At 63.4% G+C, this 17,839-nt stretch carries 17 protein-coding genes; 6 read left to right on the forward strand and 11 right to left on the reverse strand.

Annotated elements, in window-relative coordinates; all coding sequences use genetic code 11:
- Positions 1-97: 97 nt before the first annotated feature.
- Complete coding sequence (locus tag OKW20_RS17465; RefSeq protein ID WP_043618050.1) at positions 98-313, reverse strand: cold-shock protein; 216 nt, start codon at positions 311-313, stop codon at positions 98-100.
- Between the two features lie 136 nt (positions 314-449).
- Between OKW20_RS17465 and OKW20_RS17470 the strand changes: the two genes are divergently transcribed.
- Complete coding sequence (locus tag OKW20_RS17470) at positions 450-794, forward strand: hypothetical protein (RefSeq protein ID WP_402319744.1); 345 nt, start codon at positions 450-452, stop codon at positions 792-794.
- Between the two features lie 198 nt (positions 795-992).
- Here the strand turns inward: OKW20_RS17470 and OKW20_RS17475 are convergent, their stop codons facing one another.
- Positions 993-1,889 (reverse strand): DMT family transporter, encoded by an 897-nt coding sequence (locus OKW20_RS17475; protein WP_429173821.1) that lies wholly within the window; start codon positions 1,887-1,889, stop codon positions 993-995.
- 172 nt (positions 1,890-2,061) lie between these two features.
- Here OKW20_RS17475 and OKW20_RS17480 point away from each other — a divergent pair, with 172 nt between their 5' ends.
- Positions 2,062-2,493: a hypothetical protein gene (locus tag OKW20_RS17480; protein WP_429173823.1), complete on the forward strand. Its 432-nt coding sequence runs from the start codon at positions 2,062-2,064 to the stop codon at positions 2,491-2,493.
- 18 nt (positions 2,494-2,511) lie between these two features.
- On the opposite strand, the gene OKW20_RS17485 is transcribed toward OKW20_RS17480, so the two are convergent.
- The 3 genes from OKW20_RS17485 to OKW20_RS17495 form a co-directional block, all read right to left on the reverse strand.
- On the reverse strand, positions 2,512-3,633 hold the full coding sequence (locus tag OKW20_RS17485; protein WP_429174525.1) for a PQQ-dependent sugar dehydrogenase: 1,122 nt from the start codon (positions 3,631-3,633) through the stop codon (positions 2,512-2,514).
- Between the two features lie 151 nt (positions 3,634-3,784).
- Positions 3,785-4,537, reverse strand: coding sequence for a class GN sortase (locus OKW20_RS17490; protein ID WP_429173825.1), 753 nt, complete (start codon positions 4,535-4,537; stop codon positions 3,785-3,787).
- Positions 4,443-6,794, reverse strand: coding sequence for a marine proteobacterial sortase target protein (locus OKW20_RS17495; RefSeq protein WP_429173827.1), 2,352 nt, complete (start codon positions 6,792-6,794; stop codon positions 4,443-4,445). Before OKW20_RS17495 ends, OKW20_RS17490 begins: the two co-directional genes overlap by 95 nt.
- Before the next feature lie 459 nt (positions 6,795-7,253).
- On the opposite strand from OKW20_RS17495, the gene OKW20_RS17500 reads away from it, so the two are divergent.
- Positions 7,254-8,456 (forward strand): pyridoxal phosphate-dependent aminotransferase, encoded by a 1,203-nt coding sequence (locus tag OKW20_RS17500; protein WP_034788681.1) that lies wholly within the window; start codon positions 7,254-7,256, stop codon positions 8,454-8,456.
- A gap of 128 nt (positions 8,457-8,584) precedes the next feature.
- Here the strand turns inward: OKW20_RS17500 and OKW20_RS17505 are convergent, their stop codons facing one another.
- The 3 genes from OKW20_RS17505 to OKW20_RS17515 all read right to left on the reverse strand — a co-directional run bounded on the left by OKW20_RS17505 (position 8,585) and on the right by OKW20_RS17515 (position 10,697).
- Positions 8,585-8,890, reverse strand: a complete 306-nt coding sequence (locus tag OKW20_RS17505) for a hypothetical protein (protein ID WP_043624500.1) — start codon at positions 8,888-8,890, stop codon at positions 8,585-8,587.
- Between the two features lie 154 nt (positions 8,891-9,044).
- A complete protein-coding gene (locus OKW20_RS17510; RefSeq protein WP_429173829.1) occupies positions 9,045-9,911 on the reverse strand; it encodes an NAD(P)-dependent oxidoreductase in 867 nt (288 codons plus the stop codon).
- Between the two features lie 24 nt (positions 9,912-9,935).
- Positions 9,936-10,697: an SDR family oxidoreductase gene (locus OKW20_RS17515; protein ID WP_429173831.1), complete on the reverse strand. Its 762-nt coding sequence runs from the start codon at positions 10,695-10,697 to the stop codon at positions 9,936-9,938.
- Positions 10,698-10,814: 117 nt separating this feature from the next.
- Between OKW20_RS17515 and OKW20_RS17520 the strand changes: the two genes are divergently transcribed.
- Positions 10,815-11,705, forward strand: a complete 891-nt coding sequence (locus OKW20_RS17520; protein ID WP_429173833.1) for a LysR substrate-binding domain-containing protein — start codon at positions 10,815-10,817, stop codon at positions 11,703-11,705.
- A gap of 81 nt (positions 11,706-11,786) precedes the next feature.
- On the opposite strand, the gene carA is transcribed toward OKW20_RS17520, so the two are convergent.
- Positions 11,787-12,992 carry a glutamine-hydrolyzing carbamoyl-phosphate synthase small subunit gene (carA, locus tag OKW20_RS17525; RefSeq protein ID WP_043624510.1) on the reverse strand — a complete coding sequence of 402 codons (1,206 nt, stop codon included), beginning with the start codon at positions 12,990-12,992 and terminating at the stop codon, positions 11,787-11,789.
- Between the two features lie 328 nt (positions 12,993-13,320).
- Between carA and OKW20_RS17530 the strand changes: the two genes are divergently transcribed.
- Positions 13,321-13,770 carry a GatB/YqeY domain-containing protein gene (locus OKW20_RS17530; protein WP_043624513.1) on the forward strand — a complete coding sequence of 150 codons (450 nt, stop codon included), beginning with the start codon at positions 13,321-13,323 and terminating at the stop codon, positions 13,768-13,770.
- A 6-nt stretch (positions 13,771-13,776) separates the two neighbouring features.
- Here the strand turns inward: OKW20_RS17530 and OKW20_RS17535 are convergent, their stop codons facing one another.
- Complete coding sequence (locus tag OKW20_RS17535) at positions 13,777-14,682, reverse strand: hypothetical protein (protein ID WP_429173836.1); 906 nt, start codon at positions 14,680-14,682, stop codon at positions 13,777-13,779.
- Between the two features lie 215 nt (positions 14,683-14,897).
- On the opposite strand from OKW20_RS17535, the gene dnaG reads away from it, so the two are divergent.
- The gene (gene dnaG / locus OKW20_RS17540; protein ID WP_429173838.1) at positions 14,898-16,910 is read left to right on the forward strand and encodes a DNA primase; all 2,013 of its coding nucleotides are present in this window, start codon (positions 14,898-14,900) and stop codon (positions 16,908-16,910) included.
- 58 nt (positions 16,911-16,968) lie between these two features.
- Here dnaG and OKW20_RS17545 read toward each other — a convergent pair whose 3' ends face one another.
- Positions 16,969-17,808, reverse strand: coding sequence for a hypothetical protein (locus OKW20_RS17545; RefSeq protein WP_043624522.1), 840 nt, complete (start codon positions 17,806-17,808; stop codon positions 16,969-16,971).
- Positions 17,809-17,839: the final 31 nt, after the last annotated feature.

Consider the following 17,839-nt stretch of genomic DNA (forward strand, 5'->3'; position numbering starts at 1 on the left):
CAGGAAGGTTAACGCGGCCAAACTGAACCGAGCCTGAACAAAAAAACCCGGCAAGAATGCCGGGCTTCAACTTGGAATCTGTCAGCAGAAAACGGCGTTAGCCGGAGATCTGCAGGTTGACCGCCTTCGGGCCTTTGCCGCGGCGATCCGGTTCGGTGTCGAAGCTTACCTTCTGGTTTTCCGTCAGACCGGTCAGGCCGGAAGCCTGGACTGCGGAAATGTGTACGAAGATATCTGCACCACCGTTGTCAGGCTTGATGAAACCAAAGCCCTTGTCGGTGTTGAAGAATTTTACAGTGCCAGTTTCGGCCATGCGTCAGGTCCTTTTCTCTCCACCCGTTTGACGGACGGGCAGCATTGCAGTTTTGCCCGAATGGGCGTTGGCAGGCAGGTCTCGACGTTTGAGGAAAGGGTCCTGGTTACCGCAGCCAGCCATAGGAAAGGTCGCATTGCTGCTTCCCATCGGTCTGGCCGCCCGGAGTTTTTGCGTCTCCGGCCCGCTTTTATTTCAAGATCTTCCCGTGTTCGCAGATTGCCCGAACGGAAGTAAGATTGATGGGTTTATTTTGAATTGGCAAGCAAAACTTTTCGGGATTGGTATTGCGTCTTGTCATTGCTCAAAAATCGGTCATTTGCGGCTTTGCGGGGCGCTGCGCAAAATATATCGCAAGCTGTTGAAATCACAGCTTTTTGAAAACAATTGCTGCAAAATTGAGTGGTTTTCGCCGATTTCCCGTGCGGCGCTGGCAAAGCAGGCCAATCGCATATCAGGCATGCCGTCGGCAACTCCCTGATATGTTTGAGGCTTCTGATGTCGGCGGTTTCTTACGTAGATTTCTTGCAGAAAATCTACAACTACCGTTTCGGGGCGAAAACGCACGGCGAAGCCACGCCTTCGTCGCGAAGCAACGGGCCTGTTGCCCTGAGCAATAGCAAGTAAAGCCTCAGTCCAGCGTCTTGGCGGTGGGTGCTTATAGTTCCCTGAGGCGCCCTCAGGCGGCGGCTGCGGCGCGGCGCCCCTTCGTCAGTTCCGGCACGATCTCGACCGTCAGCATGGCGGCAAAGATGATGGCGCAGCCGGCATAGCCGATCGGGGTGATGACCTCGCCAAGCAGGAGAACGCCGAAGAGGGCGGCAAAGAGCGCCTCGCTCGACAGGAAGATCGCAGCCTGCGGCGCCGTGGTGTAGCGCTGCCCGACGACCTGAAGAATGAAGGCGAGGCCGCTCGAAAAGATGCCGGCATAGAGGATTTCGAAGAGCGCGCCCTCGATGGCGGCAAAGCTCAGCGGTTCGGTCGTGACGGCGAGGACGAAGCCGAGCACGGCACAGACGGCAAACTGCGTCATCGAAAGCAGCATCGGCCGGCCGCTGCTCGGGGCAAAGAGGCCGATCAGCAGCATCTGCACGGCCCAGAACAGGGCGCAAAGGATGGTCAGATAGTCGCCTCCGGTGAGCGCCGACAGCGTTCCCCCGCTCAGCAGGAAAATGCCAAACAGCGCCATCATCGCGCCCGGCCAGATGATCCAGTGCGGCTTGCGGCGCAGGAAGACAACCATCAGCACGGGCACGAAGACGACATAAAGACCGGTGAGGAAGCCGGAATTGGTGACGCTGGTGTCGAGCAAGCCGAATTGCTGCGTCACCGCGCCGGCAAAGAGCGCAAGGCCGATGAAGATGAAGTTGCGGATGGTCGAAAGCTTGATCGGTTCGGCGGCACGCTTCGTTTCGATGATGGCCAAGGGCATGGCGACCAGTGTCGCGATCGCAAAACGCAGCGCGATGAACCAGAGCGGGCTGATCGCATCCATGGCGGTCGACTGCGCGACGAAGCCGGCGCCCCAGATGGCGCCTGAAATCAAAAGCAGCAGATTGGCCTGAATGCGCGGCATGTCGTTCTCTCCTCGGACAGGCGCGTCTAGCAGTTGCGTTTTCGCCGGGCAAGGCTCATCGTCGCCAAGGTTGGGCGCAGTTGTCGTTGGCGGAAACGGCCGGAGACATGGCGCCTGGAGAGGGCGCCGAGGAGGGGGCTCGGCTCCAATCACCCATCGGAGATCGGCGGCCATGAGCGATGCCGGCTATTCCGGCACGCCGCTCGGGCGCAAGCTGGGGCTGAAGGACGGGCAGGAAGCCCTGCTTCTCGGGGTGCCAGCCGGGCTCGACGCGATCGGCGGTTTTCCCGGCTTTCGCAGGTGCGAGACCGAGATCGGCGCGGTAGCCGCGCGCGACATCGATTATGCGCATGTGTTCGAAACGGAGCGATCGGCTTTGGAAGAGCTTGCGCCGAAGCTGGTTGCGAGGTTGAAGCCGGACGGCATGCTGTGGATCTCCTGGCCCAAGAAGGCGTCAAAACGGCCGACGACACTGACGGAGGATGTATTGCGCGAGGTCTTCCTGCCGCTCGGCCTTGTCGATGTGAAGGTTTGCGCCGTCGACGCGGTCTGGTCCGGGCTGAAATTCATGTTCCGGCGCGAGGTGCGCGACCGGCTGTCGTGAGCCAGTGGCGGACGCCGCCTATTGCTCTGCGGCCTTGGAGACCCTGAGCACGGCGCCGTCTTCCTCGTCCGTTACCATCAGCAAGGCGCCATCGGGTGCCACGACGACGTCGCGGATGCGGCCGAATTCGCCATCGAACAAGCGCTCCTCGGAGCCGATCGCGCCGCTGTCGTCGCGTTCGAGCCGGGCGAGCAACTGGTACTTCAGCGCCGCCACCAGAAGGTCGCCGTCCCATTCGGGAAACATCTTGCCGCGATAGACGGCAAGCGCGCCCGGCGCGATCGAGGGATCCCAATAGAAAAGCGGCTGGTCGAGGCCCTCTTTCGACGTGCCTTCGCCGATCTCGGCGCCGGAATAATCCTTGCCGTAGGTAATGACAGGCCAGCCGTAATTGTGGCCGGCCTTCGGATTGTTGATCTCGTCGCCACCGCGCGCGCCGTGCTCGACGGTCAGCAACGTGCCGTCTTTCGGGTCGAAGGCGATGCCTTGCGGATTGCGGTGCCCCTTCGACCAGATCTCCGCAAGGCCGCCGGTACCGCCGCGATAGGGGTTCGATCCGGGAATGCTGCCGTCGGCATTGATGTGCAGGATGGCGCCGGCATGATCGCGCGGGTCCTGCGCCCGGTCACCTTCGCCGCGGTCGCCGATGCCGAAGAACAGGCTGCCATCGGGCGCGATGGCGATGCGTGAGCCGAAATGCTGGCCCTTGCCGGTGAACTTGCTCATCCGGAAGAGTTCCTTGACATCGCTAAGCCCGGTTCCGTCGGCGGCGAGTTTCGCCCGTACGACGGCGGTGCCGTAGCCGCCTTTGCCGTTGGCGGCCATCGTCAGGTAGAGCGTCCGGTTTTCGTCGAAACCGGGATCGAGCGCGATGTCGAGCAGGCCGCCCTGGCCACGCTCGGCGACCTCGGGCACGCCGGTCAGCGGCTTCGAGAGCTTGCCGTCGCGCAGGATGCGCAGCCGCCCCGGACGCTCGCTGACGATCAATCCACCATCGGGGAGTGCTTCTACCGCCCAGGGGTGCTCGAGACCGGTGGCGAGCGTTTCGACAATGAGGGTACCCTTCTTGCTCGGGAACTCGCGGGCGTCTTGTGCCTTGGCGCCGAACGGGGAGACGAGGGCAGCCAGAGCGGTGGACATGGCCAGGATGGCGACCTTGCGCACGCCTTTGCCTGTCCGTCCCGATGTTCCTGCAATCGCTCGCCTCATTCCGCTTCTCCGACACCGACTCGTTCCGGGGAAGCTGGAGCGGTCTCTCCGCCGGTTCAAGTCACATCCGATCAAAAGCCGTTTATTTCGAGATCGAGCCCGTCGTCAGCGGTACCGGGCGCTGTTCGCCGATGAGTTCGGCATCGACGATGTAGCGCATCGGTCCCTGCTCGATCGCATCGAAGGGCCAGCAGGTGGCGAGCGCCAGGTGGTGGCCACTGGAAGACGCGTTGATGCCGCTTTCATCCCAGCGGGCAACCCGGCTTTCGCCGGCCCGAAACAGGAAGCGGCGGCCGTCCTTGCGCGTCAGCACCAGGAGGTCGCCGGGGTTGACGTCCTTCAGCCAGCGAAAATGCGTGTCGCGGTGGGCGGCGATGACGGAGGTACCCTCGTCGCCGGGGAGCGGCGTCGTCGTCAACCAGGCGGGGCCGAAGGCCAGCGCTTCGCCGCTGGCGCCTTGGAGCACGATCGCCGAGCGATTGATCCGCGGCGCCGAGATTTCCGCAGCCGTCTGGAAATCGGCCCAGGGCCAGGGCTTACCATCAGGGCTGCCATGAAGCTGCGCCTCGAAGGTGCGCTTCAACAGCACTTGCGAGACCTCGGCCTTGGCTTTCATGTAGAAGCCCTTGCCGATCAGAAGCAGGCCGGCAAGGGCAATGAGCGCGATGATCGCAAGCACGATCGTTTCGACCGCCGAGAGGCGGGCGAGAAAACCCGGGCGCGGCTCGGGCCTTTCGTTGTCAGCGGCCACGGCGGCGCACTCCGGCAGTGACCACGGCGGCGATCGGCGCGCGCCAGAAGACGAAGGTCGTGCCGGCAAGAAGCGCGAAGGCAAGCAGCATCAGGCCGATCAGGATCTGCTTGTCGGCTTCCGTTGCCGTCTGCGGCAGGGACACCTGGTTGTTGGCTTCAGCGATCAGACCGGCCGCCCGCGCCGTCGGTGCGGCGAGCATGCGGTCGGCCGTCACCATCGCAAGCTTGGTTCGGCTTTCGAGCGCGGCGCGTTTGTCGACCTTGCCGGGGACGGTCTCGGCAGGGGCTTCGCCGAAGACCTTGCCGAAGTCCCAGCCGGCGGGGAGATTGAGCGGCAGCTTCGTTTCGCTGAGGTTCTCGCTGCTGGGCCGCGATGGCGTCGCGTCGACGGCAACGAGGCTCGTGACGCGGGAGACGAGATGGTGGGCTAGAGCCACCGTTTCGATCCGCTTGTCGAGGGTCGCCGGGTCGGCGATCGTCGACGCGCTCGCTTCGAGGTCGTCGATCTTGCGGCGGGCCCAGAGCTTGGCGATGCCTTCGCCGGTCGAAGCCTTGGCGATGTCCATCTCCACCCGCCAGGGCTGGTCTCCGGCCTTGCCGAGGATCTGCAGCTTGCCTTCGGGGGCGGTGCCATCGAGTTCGGCCGTCAGCACCACGGGCTCGCCGCGATAAAGATCGGGCATCGGGTTGGGTGTGATGTCGCCGGCCGATGCGCCCTCGAAGGCGGCCGAGATATCCGTCATGGCGGGGCTTTCGAGCTTGGTGAAGAGTTCGCCCATGCGCGCGGCGACCTCGCTCTCCGAGCCGATCAGCGTGAAGGTGCCGCGGCCATATTCGGCGGCCTTGGTCATGAAGTGGCTGTTCGGGGCCGAGCCGATGCCGACGGTGAAGACGCGGGCGTCGCCGCGGTTCTTCTGGATCTCGTCGAAAAGCTGCGTCTCGTTGCCGATCGCACCGTCTGTCAGGAAGACCACCTGGCGAAGGGCGCCGGCCTCAACCGGTCCTTGCGTGCGAAGGGCCGCTTCCAGCGCCGGCAGCATCTCGGTGCCGCCATCGGCCGTCAGGCCGCGCACATAGGCGATCGCATCTTCCCGCTTGTCCGGCGTCGCTTCGACCAGTTCGGGGAAGTGCACCGACATGGTGTCGTCGAAGCGGATGACGTTGAAGCGGTCCTCGGGCTTCAGCCTGGAGATCGCCAGCGCCAAGCTCTCCTTGGCCTGCTCCATCGAGGGGCCGGCCATGGAGCCGGAATTGTCGATGACGAAGACGATCTCGCGCTTGACGGGCTTGGCGTCGGCCTCGCTTGCGGCGGCCGGCGGGGTGACGAAGGAAAGCAGATAGGTCTTGCCGCCGACCGTCTCGCGGAACAGGCCGGCATAGGGGCTCTTGCCCTCGATCGCCTTCCAGGTCAGTTCGAAGTCTCGGTCGGCCGGCACGCTGTCGCCCTTCAGCGTCACGCGGCGGCTGGGATCGTCAAGATTGGCGATATCGACGTCGTGATAGCCGGATTTCACTTCGCCGAGCGGGAAGCCGGCCTTGAGGTTCACCGTCAGCGTGACGGGGTTGATCCTGGCGTTTTCCTTGGGGTCGAGGACCGGGGCTTCGATCTTCTCGCGATCCGGGACCGGGTCGCTGACGGCATAGCCCGTGCGGCTGTCGAGATCGACGGTCTGGACGATCGGCTGCGGATTGTAGCGCGGTGCCACGACCATCGGGAAACGGAGAGAATAGAGCCCGTTCGACTGGCGCACCGCGCTCTGGTACTCGATCTGCACCACCACTGTTTCACCCGGGCCGATATTGGCGACCTGGTTGGTGAAGATGTTCGGGCGCTGCTGTTCGAGAAGCGCTGCCTTCTTGCCTTCGGCCTTTGCCTGTTCGTAGATTTCCTTGGCGGCCTGGCGCGGCTTGATCTGGCCGTCGATGAAGCGGTCGCCGATCTGCATCTTCAGCGTATCGACGGCCGAATCTTCGGGTAGCGGAAAGACATAGGTGCCTTCGACCCAGCCCTTGCTCGGGTTCTCGAACCGCTGGGTGACGCGGGTGCGCAAGATCGGGCCGTTGACGTCGATCTGGACGTCGGTCGCAAGCCGCGGCGCCTCGACGAAATAGCCCGGTTCCTTCGACGGGAAGAGCAGGGCGCCGGCGCCGACGTCGTTGGGGCGAACGTAACCCGCCATCTGCCGCGGCTTGGCATCAGCCGTTTGCGCGGCCGCCTGGGTCATCAGCCCGATGAACATCAGGATGCAGGCAGCAAGGGCCGCGAGCGCCAGATACATGCCCCAGCGTGCTTCGCTCTGCCGTGTCTTCATGGAAGCGATTTCGTCGTCGAGAAACATTGCATAACCCCCGTAATGCGAATGTGTTCGGATCATCGGAGGAAAAGCCCGGAAGCCGGCTGTTGCGCGACGGAATTGCGGCGTTCCGCGACAGTTGTCGTGGCTAAATTATGGCATTTGCAAATTCGGCGGACTGCGCTGATTTTTTTGAATAAATCGCGATCAACAACCGTTTCTGATCGTTACGTTTCGTGGTCGTTCAAACGGGCGCCACAATCCGTTTTCGCAGCGCTCGACGGCCGGTCATGCATCGCGGCGTGTCGTGACCTGCGATCGACGATGCTGATCGCATTCATGAAACTTTGTCATGGTAACGCTTTTTGCCCGCGTTTCCGGCGTTTTTGCCGTTCCGGCGCTTGCAAGACCGGGCGTCTTTCGACATAGACCTAACCGCTATGGAGCCTGGCTTTTTCGTTCCGTAGCGATCACCTCGTCTCGAAACGATCAGGACCTTCACCCATGGCCTTCCTTGCCGATGCCCTTTCCCGTGTAAAGCCTTCCGCCACCATCGCCGTTTCGCAGAAAGCCCGTGAGCTGAAAGCGAAAGGCCGCGATGTCATCGGCCTCGGCGCCGGAGAGCCGGACTTCGACACGCCCGACAATATCAAGAAGGCCGCCATCGACGCGATCAATCGCGGCGAGACGAAGTACACGCCGGTCTCCGGCATTCCCGAACTGCGCGAAGCCATCGCCAAGAAGTTCAAGCGCGAGAACAACCTCGACTACACGGCTGCCCAGACGATCGTCGGCACCGGTGGAAAGCAGATTCTTTTCAACGCCTTCATGGCGACCCTGAACGCGGGCGATGAAGTCGTCATCCCGGCGCCTTACTGGGTTTCCTACCCGGAAATGGTGGCGCTGTGCGGCGGTACCCCGGTCACCGTCTCGACCAAGCAGGAGAACAACTTCAAGCTCAAGGCCGAGGACCTCGACAAGGCGATCACGCCGAAGACCAAGTGGTTCATCTTCAACTCGCCGTCCAACCCGTCGGGCGCTGCCTACAGCCATGCCGAGCTCAAGGCGCTGACTGACGTGCTGATGAAGCATCCGCATGTCTGGATCCTCACCGACGACATGTACGAGCACCTGACCTATGGCGACTTCAAGTTCGCGACCCCGGTCGAAGTCGAGCCTGGCCTTTATGACCGCACGCTGACGATGAACGGCGTTTCCAAGGCCTATGCCATGACCGGCTGGCGCATCGGCTACGCCGCCGGCCCGCTGCAGCTGATCAAGGCCATGGACATGATCCAGGGCCAGCAGACCTCGGGCGCGACTTCGATCGCGCAGTGGGCGGCCGTCGAGGCGCTGAACGGCACCCAGGACTTCATTCCCGAAAACAAGAAGATCTTCGAAGGCCGCCGCGATCTCGTGGTGTCGATGCTGAACCAGGCCAAGGGCATCTCGTGCCCGACGCCGGAAGGCGCCTTCTACGTCTACCCGTCCTGCGCCGGCCTGATCGGCAAGACCGCGCCGTCGGGCAAGGTCATCGAGACGGACGAAGACTTCGTGTCGGAACTGCTGGAGTCCGAAGGCGTCGCCGTCGTCCACGGTTCGGCCTTCGGTCTCGGCCCGAACTTCCGCATCTCCTATGCGACCTCGGAAGCCCAGCTCGAGGAAGCCTGCCGCCGCATCCAGCGCTTCTGCGCCGCCTGCAAGTAAGCGCGAGCAACCGCACCTGACAAAAGAACCCGCCGGAAACGGCGGGTTTTTTCGTTCGCAAAGCGATTCAACGGCTGGCCATGCAGATTCAAGTCATCCGGCTAAGGTCTTGAAATCAGAGTCCATTCTCAGGCGCCGGGAACCTCGTCGTCGCCAACGACGCCGCCCTCGCTTTCGAGGATCGAGAGGCGGCGGGCTTCGGAGCGGGTGAACTTCAGCCGGACGCCGATCCCGCGTTCGCCCTCCGGCAGAAACACCGCGCCGGCATTTTCGAGCGCATGCTTCAACGACAGGATTACCGCGTCGGCCGGTTTTTCCAGCTTGCGCTCGAACCTGAGGATCGTCTCTTCGTCGACGCCCGAAAAGCTCGAAAGCATCTCGCGCGAAATTTCGATCAGCGCCCGGGCGGCGCGGCACTGTGGACCTGTAATCATCGTCACCTCCAGTTGCGGTGAGGATGCGCGAAGGGCGCCCGAGGGTCAACAACAAGCCGGTGGCCCGCGACGTTTCGACCGCGGGCCATCGGCATGTCGCTTGCTTGGCGAGCACCATCGGCGCGTACTCGCATCCAGACCTCTCCGACGGCCTCTATTTGCCCCGCATCGCCTCGATCAGGCCCGAGGCCTCGTCGCTGCCAAAGCCGGCGGCGAGGCGCTTTTTCGCCAGCCTTTCAATCGGCTCCATGAAAGCCGGATCGATGCCCAGGCTGCGGCTTGCGGCCACGATGTTGGTGATCGCTACCGATTGCATCTGAAGGTTCGACATCACGTCGCGGGCATGGTCGCCGCTGTCGATCCGTTCGGCGTAATCGGGCAGCGCCGTCATCATCGCGGCAAGCCAGGGCTCGACCAGCGGCAGGAACTGCTTGGCGGTGAAGCCGACGCTGCCGGCGAGCGCGGTTGTGTGCAGATAGCCGCCGAAGAGACCGTACATCGCCGACAGCAAGGCGAGGTCGCTGACCGCGGCGAGAACAGGATCCTCGCCGAGATAGTGGCTTTGGCCGAAGGCAGCGAGTTGTTCCTCGGCATCCCTGAATGCAGCGCTGTCCCCACTGTAGAGAACGAAGGCGTGCGGCGTGCCGATCATCGGCGGCGTTGCCATGATGCCGCCGTCGAGATAGCGCGCGCCAAGCCCACCAAGCCGGGCGGCGATCGCCCGGACCTCGTCCGGACGGCCATTGGTGAGGTTGACGACTGTCTTGCCGGCGATGGCTGCGCCGACGTCCGCCAGCGTTGTTTCGACGGCGGCGTAGTCGGTGAGGCACAGGACGAGCACATCGCTGGCCGCAATCGCCCCGGCGACCGTTGCCGCCCGGCGGGCGCTACGGGCAATGAGGGCGTCGGCCCGCGCGGACGTACGGTTCCAGACGGTGATGGCATTGCCCGTATCGATGAGGGCGCCGGCAAGGGCTGCGCCCATGGCGCCGAGCCCGATGATCGAGATGGATCTGGACATGTTGTCTCTCCGCTCCGGGCCGCGTCAGGCGGCAGGCGACAATTGCTGGCCAAGGCCACCATCGACGGTCAGGCGTGCGCCGGTGGTGAAGGTGGCGTCGAAGGCGAGGAACAGCACGGCGCGGGCGACTTCGTCCGCCGTGCCGTTGCGGCCCATCGGCGTGATCGCATCGCCGAGCGCCTTGAACTCGGCACGCTCGGCGTCGGTGACGCCTGCCACGCCCTTGGTCGGCGTATCGATGAAGCCGGGGCTGACCGAGTTCACCCTAATGCCGCGCGGCAGAAGTTCGGCGGCAAAGACGGAGGCAAACGAGATCAGCGCCGCCTTGCTGCCGCTATAGACCGCCATTCCCGGATGGCCGCCGACATCGGCAACCGACGAGGTGAAGACGATCGAGCCGCCGTCGCGGATCAGAGGCGCCAGCCGCTGGACGGTGAAGAAGGCGCCCTTGGTGTTGATGGTGAACTGGCGATCGTAGGATGCTTCCGTCACCTGGTCGAACGGCTCGAGCAGCGATGTGCCGGCGTTGACGTGCAGGAGATCGATCGAACCCAGCTTCTGCCCGACCGTCGCCCCGAGCACGGCGATCTCGCCGAGGTCGGCGATATCCGATTTTACGGCATGAACGCGGTCGCCGAAGCGCTGCTGGATCCGGGCGAGGTTCTCTTCGTTGTTTCCGGTCAGGAGCACCTCGGCGCCGCCGTTGACGAGACGCTCGACCGTCGCCAGGCCCATGCCATGCGTGCCGCCGATGACCACGGCTTTCTTGTCTTGATAGATACCCATTGTCTCTCTTCCTTCGATATCAAGTTTCGATGAGGAAGAGATAATTTTATGGACGATGTTGCGTAAGACGGGCAAATGTGGATGTATCGTTCACATTTGCAGACATTGGGAGCCGCGATGCGCAATCTCAACGACTTCATCGTCTTTGTCCATGTGGTTGATCACAAGGGGTTCGCGCCGGCGGCGCGGGCGCTGAACGTGCCGAAATCGACGCTGAGCAAGCGCGTGGCCGAGCTGGAAAAGACGCTTGGCGTCCGGCTGATCAACCGAACGTCGCGCCGCTTCACCGTGACGGAGATAGGCGAGGATTTCTACCGGCATGCCTCGGCGATGTTGATAGAGGCGGAGGCGGCCGAAGCCATCGTCAAGGGCCGCCTTGCCGAGCCGAGCGGCACGGTCAGGATCACCGCCTCGGTGCCGACGGCGCAGATGATGCTGGCCGGGCTGCTGCCGCCGCTGGCGAAGACCTATCCCAAGATGAAGGTGATGTTGCACGCGACGGACCGTTTCGTCGATGTGGTGCAAGAAGGCTTCGATATCGCGGTGCGCGATCACTTCGCGCCGTTGCCCGATTCCGGCATGGTACAGCGGCGGGTGGCAACGGATGCGATCCTCCTGGTGGCAGCGCCGGCCTATCTGGAACGCAGCGGGCATCCGCGCGAGCCCAGCGACCTTTCGCATCACGACGGGCTGCTCGCCTCGTTGAGTACAGAGGGATGGACGATGCGCAACGATGCGGGCGTGGTCGTCAGGGTTCGGCCAATGCCGCGGTTCCTCGCGGACGAATCCAACGTGTTGCTCGAGGCTGCCGTCTCCGGTCTTGGCATCACCGCGTTGCCGCGAAAGATCTGTCGGGCGGCAATCGAAGCCGGAAGTCTGGTGCGCGTGCTTGCGGACTGGGAGGCCGGCAACGTGACGACGACGCTGTTGATGCCGCACCGGCGTGGGCAACTGCCGTCGGTTCGCGCCGTCGTCGACTTCATCGTCGCGCATCTGCAGGAAGGGTAAGTTCGGCGGCAACGAAGGCGCACGCTCGAAAAGAAAAGGCCCGCTCTAAGCGGGCCCTGGAAGCTTGTGTCGGTCGGTCGCTCAGCGCTCCGCGAGCGCCGGTTCGCCCTTCTTCTCGCGCACGAGGTTCATGAAGCGGCGGAAGAGGTAGTGGCTGTCCTGTGGGCCGGGGGAGGCTTCCGGGTGGTGCTGCACCGAGAACACCGGCTTGCCATCGACGCGCAGGCCGCAATTGGTGCCGTCGAACAGCGAAATGTGAGTCTCTTCAACACCCTGTGGCAACGACTTCGAATCGACCGCGAAGCCGTGGTTCATCGAGACGATCTCGACCTTGCCCGTGGTGTGGTCCTTGACCGGGTGGTTGGCGCCGTGGTGGCCCTGGTGCATCTTCTCGGTCTTGCCGCCGAGTGCCAGCGCCAGCATCTGGTGGCCGAGGCAGATGCCGAAGAGCGGGATATCGGTCTTCAAGAGGTCCTGGATGACCGGCACGGCGTATTTCCCGGTTGCTGCCGGGTCGCCGGGGCCGTTCGACAGGAAGATGCCGTCCGGCTTCTGCGCCAGAACTTCGTCGGCACTGGTCGTGGCGGGCATGACCGTGACGCGGGCATTGAGGCCGGCAAAGAGGCGCAGGATATTGCGCTTTACGCCGTAGTCGAGCGCAACGATGTGGTAGGCCGCATCGGTTTCGCCGAGCGTCGAATAGCCTTCGTTCCAGACCCAGGGCTGCTCGTCCCAGCGCGACGACTGACCGGAGGTCGCGACCTTGGCGAGGTCGAGGCCTTCAAGGCCGCTCCAGGCCTTGGCTTCGGCCTTCAGCGTGTCGATGTCGAAGACGCCCGAGGGATCGTGGGCGATGACGGCGTTCGGCATGCCGTTTTCGCGGATCCAGGCGGTGAGCGCGCGGGTGTCGATGCCGCAAAGGCCGATGATGCCGCGGGCCTTCAGCCAGGCGTCGAGGTGCTTGGCGGCGCGGTAGTTCGACGGCTCGGTGATGTCGGCCTTGAAGATGACGCCGACCGCGCCGTGGCGTGCTGCCGGCGTCAGGTCTTCGATGTCTTCGTCATTGGCGCCGATGTTGCCGATGTGCGGGAAGGTGAAGGTGACGATCTGGCCGAGATAGGAGGGGTCCGTCAGGATTTCCTGGTAGCCGGTCAGCGCCGTGTTGAAGCAGACTTCCGCCTGCACCTTGCCGGTCGCGCCGATGCCCTTGCCCTCGATCACGGTGCCGTCGGCCAGAACGAGCAGTGCGGTTGGTTTTTCAGTGGTCCATGCGGGTGTCGCGGTCATCGTTCCTATCCCGTTGCGGCGTGGAGCGCAGGGGCTTGAAAGCCCGGCAGTCGATCGCCATTTCTTTGCTCAGGCATGGACGCGCGGAGACCCCGCGGAAAAGTGCTCTCATGCCGATGTTGTGCAGGTGCGGGAAAATACCCAAAGCGCTTAGCCGGGTCAACCAGCCGCTGTGAATTGTCTGGAAATAAAATTCCTTATAATTCAAGCGGTTGCGTATTCCGTTTGATTGCACCTGTCACACTGGTTTAAGACGACGACAACAATAATGGTTTCGAACCGGTTCCGGGCAGAGCACCGCGGGCCGGTTTCGACATGGAGTATAGACATGCGCGACCTGTTCGCTGACGCACTGAAGGAAGCCCTCAAAGCCAAGGACGCACGGCGTACCTCGACCGTGCGGCTGATCCAGGCGGCGATCAAGGATCGGGACATTGCCAATCGGGGCCTCGGCAAGGACCCGGTCAGCGATGACGACATCCTGCAGATCCTCGCCAAGATGATCAAGCAGCGCGAGGAATCGGCTCGTATCTACGATGACGCCGGCCGGCCGGAGCTTGCCGCGCAGGAGCGTGAGGAAATCGTCATCATCAATCGGTTCCTGCCGGCCCAGCTTCCGGAAGACAGAGTGAAGGAACTCTGCGCCTCGGTCATCGCCGAAACCGGCGCACATGGCCTGCGCGACATGGGCAAGTGCATGAACGTGCTCAAGGAGCGCTATCCCGGCCAGATGGACTTCGCCAAGGCCTCCGGCCTGGTGAAGGAACTGCTCAAGTAGCTCCGCTCAAGTGAGTGCCGGCGCCCGTCGCGATAGGACGGGCGTCGCCACCTCGGCTTTCGCCGGAAACGTCGCCTCGAATGCGCGATCGATCAGGGCGAACTTCTCTGCCTGGTAATCCCAGTATTCACGGATGAAGGCTTTCGACAGCCAGACCGCGCCGCGTCCGGGCGTCCGCTCCCACCCCATATTTCCCAAAAGCGCTGCCTTGTCGAAGATCCGCTTGAGGTGGGTCTTGGAGATAATGAAGCGTTCGCTGAGATCGCTCGGAGAAACCGGCCCGATCGCGTGGCGCTCCGCCTCGGGGTCGAAGTCGCCGATGCGCGAGAAGAGATCATCCATCACCACGCCACCGGAATTGACCCAGGTGAAGAGGTCGAAGGTCGGGCCTGGACGGCGGACCGTGTCGTTGCCGACAAGCGCTTGGGCGACCGCGGCCTGCAGCCGACCGAACCGGTCGTGCTCTTCGTTAAGCCGCGCCAGCCGCGACTGGCCGTCGAAGGCGTCGAGGATGGCCAGATGGGACTGCATCCATTTCCAGACATAGTCGAGTGCCGCCTCGGTAGGCTCCAGCGGCCGGCTGCGCTTGTCCGGCTGCACCGTGATGTAGCGGGCGAAGCGGTAGGCGACCATTTCCTGCACGAAGGATGCTGCGGTGTTGCGGCTGGCGATCCCGTGCATGACGGCATAGTTGATGAAGCGGCCGCTGTAGAGGCCGCTCGAGGGATCATCCGGATCGCGGTCGTGATAGAGCGCAAGGCCGGATTGGGCCATCAGCCAGCGCTGCTGCGAGGCAAAGATCGAGGCGAGCCGCGGGTTTGCCGCATACATCTCCACCATGCCGCGCGCATAGCTCAGCACCGCGCTGAAGAATGCCGGACTGGAGGCGAGCACTTTGACGGAAACGGCCATGGCAAGTGATCCAATTCGAGACGGCGAATTGATCCTTTTCGTCAAAGGGGTGTCAAGCGCTACTTTTGGTCTTTAGAAAATATTCACGCACAACTTTTGATTGGTTATTCGCCGTGCGATTCCCGTTTCGCTCCTGTGAATAGCGTGCAAGCAGGATCACCGTTGTAGCGCCCGCCGGCCATGCCGCCTATATGGAGGATCGACCAGAGGTATCCATGCGCTTTTCACAGTCCTTTCTTGACGAGATACGCGATCGCGTTCCGATTTCGGACGTGATTGCCAAGCGCGTTACCTGGGACCGGCGCAAGACCAACGTCTCGCGCGGCGACTATTGGGCCTGCTGCCCCTTTCACGGCGAGAAGTCGCCGAGCTTCCACTGCGAGGACCGCAAGGGCCGCTACCATTGCTTCGGCTGCGGTGTTTCGGGCGACCATTTCCGTTTTCTCACCGATCTCGAAGGCCTGAGCTTTCCGGAAGCCGTCCAGCAGGTCGCCGACATGGCGGGCGTTGCCATGCCGCAGCCGGATCCGCAGGCCGAGCGCCGGGAGAAGGAACGCACGAGCCTGCTCGACGTGATGGAAATGGCGACCGCGTATTTCGAGGACCAGCTCCAGACGGCGGGTGGCGCCAAGGCGCGCGCTTATCTGCGAGAGCGCGGGCTTACGGGGCGCACGATCGAGACCTTCCGTTTGGGCTACGCGCCCGACAGCCGCAATGCGCTCAAGGAACATCTCGCCGGCAAGGGCGTCGCCAAGGAGCAGATCGAGGCTTGCGGCCTCGTGGTGCACGGGCCGGACGTGCCGGTTTCCTACGACCGCTTCCGCGACCGCATCATGTTCCCGATCCTGTCGTCGCGCGAAAAGGTCATCGCCTTTGGTGGTCGCGCCATGTCGCCGGACGCGCCGGCCAAGTACCTCAATTCCAACGAGACGGAGCTCTTCCACAAGGGCAACGTTCTCTACAATTTCGCCCGTGCGCGCCGTGCTTCGCAAGGCGGCGCCCGCGACGCCGGCGGCGACGATGCGGCCGGAACGATCATCGCCGTCGAAGGCTACATGGACGTGATCGCGCTGCACCAGGCAGGTGTCGAAAACGCCGTGGCACCGCTCGGTACGGCGCTCACCGAAAACCAGCTCGATCTGTTGTGGAAGATGACGTCGCAGCCGGTGCTCTGCTTCGACGGAGATGGCGCAGGCATTCGCGCCGCCAACCGCGGCGTCGACCTGGCGCTGCCGCACTTGAAGCCCGGCCGCTCGGTCCGCTTCGCCATGCTTCCCGATGGCAAGGATCCCGACGATCTCGTGCGCCAGGAGGGCCGTGGGCCCTTCGACAAGGTGCTTGCCAATGCCCGTTCGCTGGCCGAGATGGTCTGGCAGCGCGAGGTCCAGGGCGGCGCCTTCGATACGCCGGAAAAGCGCGCCGAGCTCGAAGCGCGGCTGAAGCAGGTGACATCCGTGATCGCCGACGAAAGCGTGCGCCGGCACTATGGACAGGATATGCGCGACCGGTTGCACGCCTTCCTGCAATCGTCAGGAGCAGGGCGGGGCGAGCGCCGACCGTTCGAGCGCGGCGGCCGGCAGGGCGGTGGCGGCGGAGCGCGCGGCGCCGGTCAGGCACGGGGACCGAATGCGAGCGGGCCGACGGCGATTTCCGATCGGCTGGCGCGTTCGACGCTGGTCAGCGGACAACAGGTGGCCCCGCTTCTGAGAGAGAGCGTGCTGGCGCTTACCATCGTCAACCACCCGCAATTGCTGTTCGACGAGTATGACGAGATCTCGACGATCGAGTTCGATCACCGCGAGCTGCAGCGCTGCTGGGCGGCGGTGTTGAACGCTGCGGCCGAGCAAGGGCCAAGGCTCAACCGCGACGATCTGATCGAACAGTTGCAGGGCGAGGGGTTTGGCGCGCTGATTACCGCGATCGACCAGCAGATCCGCTATGCCAGGCTCTGGACCGCGACGACGGCGGCCGCGCCTGAGGACGCCCGCGAAGGCTATCTGCAGGCGCTGGCCCTGCACCAACGCTCGAAGGCATTGCATTGGCAGGTGCGCGAGCTTGAACGTGAACTGGCCTATGCGACCGAGGAGGGCGACCTCGAAGCCGTGCCGCAGTTGCTGCGCACGCTTCAGGAGGTGCAGCACGAAGTGACGCGGCTTGAAAACCAGGAAGCGATCATCGAGGGCTTCGGCGTACTGTCAGGCCGCGTGAAGGGGCCGGCGGCGCGCTAGCAGCTGGGTTTTTCCGGCCCGCACGACGAAGGCAGGCTCGTTCTTGACGAGGTCTCGACTATTCGCGCCAATGTTCGGCCACCCACGGCGATGGGCGAATGTAGTGGCGCAGGTAGCGAAACGCATTCTTCTCGTAGCGGTCGGATGCAAACAGCCCGAGGATATGGCCGAGCGGCGTGGAGACCTTGTCCTTCTTGCCGAAGCGCCCCTCGATCGCATGCTGCGGCAGGATGTTGCGCGGGAACAGCACGACGCGTGCGTCCTTCGGCAGGCGCGGCGCCAGGAAGTAGTTGAGCGGAAACGGCCGGCGGCAGTCCTGCCGGAAATGCAGGACCCAGCGGCGGGGGAAGAGTTTGGCTCCGCCCGGCGCATTGCGCGTGACGAAGCGTTGTTCGAAACGGTACTCGTCTGCAATGCCTTGCGGGTCGGCGCGGAACCTCTCCTGCAATGGCACCAGCTTGCCGACCGGAAAGCGGAAAATCGAGGTCTGGCCGAGGCGCTCGAACGGCGTCGTCTGGTTGCGGGCGAGGATGACGTCGTCCGGTTCCCCCTGCTCGAAGAAACCATCGAGCGATCCGACGATGACCAGGTCGAGGTCCAGGAACAGGACGGGGCCCTTGAGATTGCCGAGCTTCGGCCCCCAGAGCCGCGACTTCTGCCAGATGCCGGGCGTGTTCTTGGGCATTTCGCCAATGTCCAGCGGCGGCAGGTCCTCGCAGAGAATTTCCGGACGCAATCCTTCGAAATTGTCGTTGAAGCAGGTGAAGGTGAAGGGGGGGGTGATGTTGCGCGCCACCATGGCGTAGAGCCGGTTGATGAACGGTGCGCCGTACTTCGTACCCCAGTTGATGCAAATGACCTGCTTGACGCCGCCGCTCGCCGCGAGAATGTTCGCCATGGTGACTTCCTGATTTTTGCGGGTCACTAAA

It is taken from the genome of Ensifer sp. LBL, assembly GCF_050435225.1.
Taxonomy (GTDB): domain Bacteria; phylum Pseudomonadota; class Alphaproteobacteria; order Rhizobiales; family Rhizobiaceae; genus Ensifer.